Raw genomic sequence first — 7,456 nt, 5'->3', positions numbered from 1 at the left:
CCCCCCCCGAGAGGCACTGCCCCCGCCACCTTAGAAGGGCACGCGTTACCTTCACCCCCCCCCGAAAGAATCGCGTGCCCTTCGTCTATACCTTCTTCATGTTCCCAAGCTGCCAGAAGGCCGAAGGCCTTGAGGTGTTCGGGTACGCTCAAACCATGCTTGAAACCAGGATGTTGGTCACCGGTGGAGCGGGATTTATTGGCGCTAATTTTGTGCGCCGGGCGCTTTTGACTGGCCGCTACCGCATCACCGTGGTGGATAAACTCACCTACGCCGGCAATCGAAGCAATCTCGATGGCCTCGACGTGGATTTCGTGCAGGAAGATATTTGCCACGCGGAGATCGTCGATAAGCTCGTAGCAAGCCACGATCTTGTGGTGCACTTTGCCGCTGAGACGCATAATGACAATTCTCTGGCGGATCCTTCGCCCTTCTTGCGCTCCAATGTCGAGGGCACGTTCCAATTGCTTGAGGCTTGCAGGCGCCACAACACGCGTTTTCACCATATTTCCACCGATGAGGTGTTTGGTGATCTCGCCTTGAATGATCCTGAGCGTTTCCGCGAGGACACCCCCTACCGCCCTTCTTCGCCCTATTCTGCGACAAAGGCCAGCTCGGATATGTTGGTGCGTGCTTGGTATCGCTCTTTTGGGGTGCCGGTGACGATCTCGAATTGCTCGAATAATTATGGGCCCTATCAGCACATTGAGAAGTTCATTCCGCGCCAGATCACGAATGTGCTCGCGGGGCTTTCGCCGAAGCTGTATGGCACCGGTGAGCATGTGCGCGATTGGATCCACGTGGATGATCACAATGATGCCGTGCTGGCCATTATTGAACGCGGGCGTGTAGGCGAAACCTATATCATCGGCGCCGATAATGATCATGTGAATAATCTGCAGGTTATCCAAATGATTAATGAGCTCATGGGCCGGGATAAGAATGATTTTGAGCATGTCAATGATCGTCCCGGGCATGATCTGCGCTATGCCATGGATTCCACGAAACTGCGCCGTGAGCTGGGGTGGGCACCGCAATTCACTGATCAATCAGGTATGCGCGAGGGCTTGGCGCAGACGATCGAGTGGTATCGCGAGCACCAGGATTGGTGGCTGCCTCAAAAAGAGGCAGTGGAGGCCAAATATGCAGAAAGTGGGCAATAAATGAGTGCCGGTGCCAAGACTCTTTCAGCGCGCCCCACTGCGATTGAGGGGCTATTCATTCTTGATCTGCAGCTTCATGGCGATAATCGCGGCTGGTTCAAGGAGCAGTGGCAGCGCGCGAAGTTTCGCGATCTGGACCTGGATGCTCCCGGCGCCCGCGCATTGAAGGAATTTGAACCGGTTCAGCAAAATATTTCTTTGAATGCCTCACCTGGGGTCACGCGCGGTTTGCACGCGGAGCCTTGGGATAAGCTCGTCTCGGTTGCCCACGGCCGGGTGTTTGGCGCCTGGTGCGATCTGCGCGAGGGTTCTGCAACATATGGGCAGGTCTTCACCCAAGAGATCGGCCCCGATGTGGCGGTGTTTGTGCCCCGCGGGGTGGCAAATGGCTTCCAGGCTTTAGAGCCTGCTACCGCCTATACCTACTTGGTCAATGGTCATTGGTCGCCCAATGCCGCCTATAGTGCGGCTAATCTCGCTGATCCGGCACTCGATATTCAGTGGCCTTTGCCCATTGCTGAGCTTTCCCAAAAAGATATTGAGCATCCCTTGCTTGTCGACGCCACCCCTGTGCCCCACAAGCGAACGCTGATCATCGGGGCAGATGGGCAGCTTGGGCGCGCATTGTGTGCAGCGCTTCCAGATGCCATGGCGTGGACTCGTCAGGATTGGGATTTACGCGATCCCTTGCCCGAGATGGATTGGACGCAAGTCGGTGCGATTATATTGGCTGCTGCCTACACGGCAGTGGATCAAGCCGAAGAAGATCGTGCGCAATGTTGGCAGGTGAATGCCGAGGCTGTGTCCAGGTTGGTGCAGGTAGCCAATGAATTTCAGATCACCTTGGTCTATGTCTCCAGCGAGTATGTCTTTGATGGCTCCATCGCCTGCCATAGTGAATCTGAGCCTTTGAGCCCCTTGAGCGTCTATGGGCAATCCAAGGCCGCCGGCGAGCTGGCGGCCAGGGGTGCCAGGCGGCACTATATTGTGCGCAGCAGTTGGGTCGTTGGCGATGGAAAGAATTTTGTGCGCACCATGCGATCCTTGGCGCTTCGGGGTGTGGCACCGCAGGTGGTGGGCGATCAATTTGGCCGTCTCACCTTCGCCGAGGATTTGGCCTTTGGCATCCTGCATCTGATTGCCCAGCAGGCCGATTGGGGCACCTATCACCTGAGCAATAGCGGCGATGTGGTGAGTTGGGCCGAGATCGCCCGTGAGGTGTTTGCGCATTGCTCAGATAATGCAGAAGCAGTGCAGGAAGTTTCGAGTGCGCAGTATTTTGGGCAGCGCCCCCATGCGCCAAGGCCTCGACATTCGGCCTTGGATTTGAGCAAAATCGCTGCGACGGGCTTTGTGCCACGGGATTGGCGTATAGGCCTGGAGCAGTACTTACGCCATCTCGATGCATCGGAAGAACAGGAGGGGTAGCCAGTGAAGGGCATTATTTTGGCTGGCGGTTCCGGCACGCGGCTGCACCCAATTACCTTGGGCATTTCTAAACAGCTCATGCCGGTTTACGACAAACCCATGATCTACTACCCGCTCAGCACGCTGATCGAGGCCGGCATCCGCGAGATTCTGGTGATTAGCACCCCGGAAGATCAGCCGGCGTTTCAGCGCCTTCTTGGCAGCGGCGAGCAGTTCGGCGTCTCCCTCTCCTACGCTGTGCAGCCGCAGCCAGAAGGCCTCGCGCAGGCGTTTTTGATTGGGCACGACTTCATCGGGGATGATTCGGTGGCCTTGGTGCTTGGCGATAATATCTTCGATGGTCACGGCTTAGGCGATGCGCTCAAGCAGTGCCGCGAACCAGAAGGTGGCACGGTGTTTGCCTATGAGGTTTCGGATCCCTCGCGCTATGGCGTGGTGGCATTCGACGAACACGGCAGTGCGACTTCTATTGAGGAAAAACCACCACACCCGAAATCGAATTTTGCGGTGGTGGGCTTGTACTTCTACGACAATTCCGTGGTGGATATTGCCGCGCAGATCCGCCCTTCTGCACGCGGAGAACTCGAGATCACCTCTGTGAATGAGGAGTATTTGCGCCGCGGAAAGCTCAATGTGCATCGGCTTCAGCGCGGTGATGTGTGGCTTGATACCGGCACCATTGATTCCATGAGTGAGGCCGCCGCCTATGTGGAGGTATTGCAAAAGCGCACCGGCGGGGTGATTGGTTCACCAGAAGTGGCTGCCTGGCGCGAGGGATTTATTAGCGATGCCCAGCTTGAAGCCCAGGCCACGGCGATGCAGAAGTCTGGATACGGGGCGTATCTGCTGCGCGCACTTCAAGGTGGTTAATGCCCTCAAGTGTGGGCGAAGCATTGCTATTGAAAAATACACCCATTAGATTAAGTGGGTATGTTTTCCAATAAGTCTTTGACGTTGTTGATCGCCTCGTTAAGCTGCACCATCGCCCTCCCACTCGCGGCCTGCAGCACAGGCACTACGGAGCAAAAGAGCACAGCCAGCAGCAGCGAGCAGGCTCAAGAACAAGATGCTCCCCAACCACGGCTCGCAGTCGCCACGGAGCATGGAGTACGCATCTTCGATAGCAACCTCAAGCAAGTGGCCTCCTTCGATCTGCCAGCGCGGCCGACCTTAAGTACCCTTGGCGATCATCGCCATGTCGCTGCGGTGCTGACCAAAAACAACGCGGTGGAGATTATCGACGCCGGCAGTTGGAGCGTTCCCCACGGCGATCACTCCCACTACTACACCACCGAACCCTCCAAGGCGCAGCAAGCACTCGAAGGCGCAAAGCCCATTCATGTTGTAAGCAATGCAAAGTCTGGAAGCAGTGCCATCTTCTTCGATGATGACGCAGAAGGGCGGGTATTGGACGCAGAAAACTTAGAAAAAGGCCAGCTTGATGCAGCTCAACGCATCAAGGCCAAAGAAGCCCACCACGGGGTTGTGGTGCCTTTGGCCAATGATCAGATGTTGGTATCCCAGAAGGGTTCGCACTTAGCCGATACCATTACGCTGCTTGGCACCGATGGTAAGACTATCGGGAATTTCGACTGCTCAGAGATGCACGGTGAGGACGTGTACGCCAATACCGCCATCTTTGGCTGCAGCGATGGAGTGCTGAAAATTGACCAAGGCAACGCCACAACGATTCCCTCTCCCGATGCCTCCGGTGAACGCGTGGGAGCGATTACTTTTAATCACGATGCTAGCGCGGCCTTAGGCGATTGGGGTGATGAGTCGCTGCTACTCATCCGCGATAATCAAGCCAGCGTGGTGCCCACCCCGGCAGCATTTGGCAATCGCATCAGCCTGCCCGAAGGCGGCTTTGCCTACCTCGACACCAAGGGCGTGTTGCACATCTTGGATGATCACGCCGTGGAACAACGCAGCATTCCGGTGACGAAAGAATGGACCAAACCCAAAGGCCATGGCGGTGTAGAGCCAAGCATCACCGCAGCCTTACACGGCGACGATACGTTGGTATGGGTAAGCGAACCGAAGAGCAATACCCTCTACCAGGTAAACCTCAGCGATGATTCGATCACGCATACAGACGTCGAGGGTGCGCCTGCATCCCTGGCAGCCGTGGGCTAGCGCCTTCTAGCGGTCGCCACCGCGCACACGAGCCACCAGGCGCCCAAGCCCACGGGCAGGTCGTGGTGGATCGGAAGCCTGTTCAGGCTCATCGGCTTGGTCCTCCGGCTCTAGCGGATAGCAGCGCCGCGCAAGCTGCCACTTGGCATCCCTGCACTGCTGCGCCTGATCCGGGCCAATCCCCTCACCCGGTTGTGGCCAAGCATCCTCCTGTGCAGCACTCAAGCGCGCCATCGGCCAGGAAGAACCAGCCGACTGCACCGCCTCGTGCTTGACCGCGTAATAGTCCTGTCTATGCATTTCCAGAGCAACGCCCTTGGCACCGGCAGCGGCGGCAATCATGTGTGGGTGATAGCGGGTACTGAGCCAGGTTTGCTCGCTTGCAACCGGCACACCGAAGGCCCAGAGCTCATCAAAGGCCACGAAGCGGAAACCCTGGTAGTGCTCCGGCCAGCGTTGATGCAGCTCGCGCCAGATCTGGCCATCGATACCTGGGATGCACTCGATAATGCTTAAGTCTTCTCCGCGCACGCCATAGTGCTGCAGACCCTGGTGGATCCAGGCCGCGGCATCAGCAGCGTTGCTGCGCAGGAGGTCTGCCTGGGCGCACAACACAAAGGGGCGCTCGCGGGCATCATCTGCGCCAGGGCCAAAAACACCCTCGGCACCGAAGCGATTATTGATCCCCAGCCAGGCATCATCACCGCTCATGCTCGGTTGCAGGCCCGCTGCTTGGAGCAGGTCGCGCGACGCTGCATCTCTAACATCCACCACGTCGCAGCGTTGGAGGGCATCAACCAATACCGCCTGAGCCTTCTCAAGGGGTGCTACGCCTTGGCCTGTGGCAAAGCGACGGGCATGCTCGGCACCAGCTTGGGAGGCCATGGCACACACCGCAATATTGTGTGGCCAGAAATCATTAAGCCAGCCGCCACCAAGGATGTGCACCGCATCGGCGGTGCGGGCGATATTGGTGCCGGTGACGTGTTCGGGGTGCGGGCCTGCGTCGAAAAGCAATTGCTGCGCCGTGTGTGCAAGATACTCATAGGCCTCGGTGTGGAAGCCCTCAAGCTGGGCTGGATCGAGGCCGAAGTGATCGGCTGTGGCGTGATAGGCGTGGCCAGCGAGATCCCAGAATGTGTTGGTCACAATGAGATCGGGGTGGTGATTGTGGTGCAGCAAGGAGGCCCTGCCGGGTGAATGGCAATCGAGAATCACACGCGCATCAGGGCGTAGCTCGGCCAAGGTGCGTAGCCAGGAGGCCACGATGTATTCGTCGCCAAAGTTAGGGTGCCCAGCCGGAGCCACCAGGTAGATGAGCGAATCTTTAGCAGACATACCCCGATGCTAGCCATAACAACAAAATTGTTGTTAATACATACGCTGGTGCCTGCGAAGAAAAGAGCGCCACTTAAATGCTTGGAGGCAGCGCAGCCGCAGGGCCTTGGAACAGGGTGTACTCAATCACGTCGGTGGGAAGATCTGGACGCCACTGCTGATGCAGTGCCTCAATGAGGTCGAGATAGGCGCTGTACTCGCTGGTGGACCAATCGGCAGTCTTCTTCCACCCAAGGGCCTGCGCCACTCGCTTATCCAAGATCAATGGGTGCCGGGTAGCCAAGGGCGAAGGTTGGCCGGCGGCGAAATACATCAGCTTGCTAAAAAACGCAGGCCCTAGTCCCTTGATCTTGGCCGGTCCTGCGTCATGGAATGCCGCGTAGCTCTCAGTGGCCGTACTAGTGGCGGCAACCTTGAAGCCCTCAAGGAGTTTTGCGGGCGCATCGGGTTGCACAAGAGGTTTCATGCTGCGAGCAACCTGCTGCGCATACGTTCCAGCACCCCAAGCGCAGACAGCTACATAAAAGCTCAGCGCGTCGGCTTCAGTCTCAATGCCATCGGCGAGCTCGAAAAGCCTTTTTCTAGAAACCGAAAGTTGCGCTTCGGGTCTTTTGAGAAACTCGGGCAGTGCTAGATGTTGCGGCCAGCGCTTGCGCCACCAATGCGGATAGAACACCGACGTTTGTGCCCACACCGTCTCTGCAGGAACCGCCTGCTCAGGATTGCCCAGAACAGCAAGCGCAGCCGATAGGCTTGCTGGCGATACGGTCACAACTTTCCCCCTCGGGCATCCGATCTTGAGTTCGTCTGATCAGCATACAGGCCGGCAAATGCACGAGGCGGAAAAAGAAACTCCACGTTCCGGTGGTGGAACGTGGAGGGTGAATATTGTGTGAATCTCCAGTGACCGACTTTGATACGTGACCGCACTGGGACATGAGCCGAATGCAGGGTGTCGCCAGAGGTTTTCGAGCAGTTTAAATCTAGGTTCAGCTTCGTCGCCACCCTGGTGAGCGCTGGAGCCCGGGTCCGTTTTCTAAGAAATATTGAGCTTTCAGGTTTACGTTTCCGGCTGCACGGCCCAAGTACTCCTGAGATCAGCTTTGCGGGTCGGGTTTCTCGACGTGATGGAACGTTTTCCCAAGTAGACGGCCCTCGTGATCCAGAATCCTGCTACCGCGACACTTAACAGCTGAACGATTTTCTTGCCCGTGAGGTCTTGGACGAGTTCCGTGTGGTCCAGGCCAGTTGAAAGAAGGAATAGCGCCAGTAGGGGTACCGGCAGAATAGCAGCGGCTGTGGGAATGAAAACTTCCTTCGAGGATGCGGCGCGTATCTCCCTGACTGAGGAAAAGGTAAAGACTCAGACTGCGATCTCGACCGGCACAAAG

General features: G+C 57.2%; 6 protein-coding genes. 4 read left to right on the top strand and 2 right to left on the bottom strand.

All coding sequences use genetic code 11. From position 1 onward, the window contains the following. Positions 1 to 170 precede the first annotated feature (170 nt). Genes rfbB through IEU99_RS04345 form a run of 4 tightly spaced genes read left to right on the top strand, consistent with a single transcriptional unit; the run spans position 171 to position 4,727 of the window. Positions 171 to 1,163, top strand: a complete 993-nt coding sequence (rfbB, locus tag IEU99_RS04360) for a dTDP-glucose 4,6-dehydratase (protein ID WP_128890883.1) — start codon at positions 171 to 173, stop codon at positions 1,161 to 1,163. Continuing rightward, a complete protein-coding gene (locus tag IEU99_RS04355; protein ID WP_128890583.1) occupies positions 1,164 to 2,591 on the top strand; it encodes a sugar nucleotide-binding protein in 1,428 nt (475 codons plus the stop codon). It abuts the gene before it with no gap. Between the two features lie 3 nt (positions 2,592 to 2,594). Next, positions 2,595 to 3,461, top strand: coding sequence for a glucose-1-phosphate thymidylyltransferase RfbA (rfbA, locus tag IEU99_RS04350; RefSeq protein ID WP_128890584.1), 867 nt, complete (start codon positions 2,595 to 2,597; stop codon positions 3,459 to 3,461). A gap of 60 nt (positions 3,462 to 3,521) precedes the next feature. Then, positions 3,522 to 4,727, top strand: coding sequence for a hypothetical protein (locus tag IEU99_RS04345; RefSeq protein ID WP_128890585.1), 1,206 nt, complete (start codon positions 3,522 to 3,524; stop codon positions 4,725 to 4,727). 6 nt (positions 4,728 to 4,733) lie between these two features. On the opposite strand, the gene IEU99_RS04340 is transcribed toward IEU99_RS04345, so the two are convergent. Together IEU99_RS04340 and IEU99_RS04335 are read right to left on the bottom strand one after the other, a co-directional pair. Then, positions 4,734 to 6,065 (bottom strand): polysaccharide pyruvyl transferase family protein, encoded by a 1,332-nt coding sequence (locus tag IEU99_RS04340; RefSeq protein ID WP_128890586.1) that lies wholly within the window; start codon positions 6,063 to 6,065, stop codon positions 4,734 to 4,736. A 73-nt stretch (positions 6,066 to 6,138) separates the two neighbouring features. Beyond that, entirely contained in the window at positions 6,139 to 6,837 is a 699-nt protein-coding gene (locus IEU99_RS04335) for an 8-oxoguanine DNA glycosylase OGG fold protein (RefSeq protein ID WP_128890587.1), read from the bottom strand. Between the last annotated feature and the right edge of the window lie 619 nt (positions 6,838 to 7,456).

This window comes from Corynebacterium pelargi (assembly GCF_014635485.1).
Classification (GTDB): domain Bacteria; phylum Actinomycetota; class Actinomycetes; order Mycobacteriales; family Mycobacteriaceae; genus Corynebacterium; species Corynebacterium pelargi.
The sequence above is the reverse complement of the archived record's forward strand: the minus strand, read 5'-3'. Positions and strand labels throughout refer to the sequence as shown.